The sequence below is a fragment of the Citrobacter sp. R4 genome (genome assembly GCF_026719175.1).
Taxonomy (GTDB): domain Bacteria; phylum Pseudomonadota; class Gammaproteobacteria; order Enterobacterales; family Enterobacteriaceae; genus Citrobacter_A; species Citrobacter_A sedlakii.
Window position 1 is genome coordinate 1 of sequence record NZ_JAPPSU010000082.1, and the last position, 237, is coordinate 237.

Below are 237 nucleotides of genomic sequence, written 5' to 3' on the forward strand. Positions count from 1 at the left end.
AGCGAATTTGGTAGGCCTGAGTGGACTTGAACCACCGACCTCACCCTTATCAGGGGTGCGCTCTAACCACCTGAGCTACAAGCCTGTAGAGGTTTTACTGCTCGTTTTTCATCAGACAATCTGTGTGGACACTACAAAGGCAGGTTCTTTAAGGTAAGGAGGTGATCCAACCGCAGGTTCCCCTACGGTTACCTTGTTACGACTTCACCCCAGTCATGAATCACAAAGTGGTAAGCG

The 237-nt window shown here is 49.8% G+C and carries 1 tRNA gene and 1 rRNA gene; both read right to left on the bottom strand.

What is annotated here, in order from left to right:
* Window positions 1-8: 8 nt before the first annotated feature.
* Window positions 9-85, bottom strand: a tRNA-Ile gene (locus OOJ60_RS24695).
* A gap of 69 nt (window positions 86-154) precedes the next feature.
* A 16S ribosomal RNA gene (locus OOJ60_RS24700) occupies window positions 155-237 on the bottom strand; the annotation flags it as partial.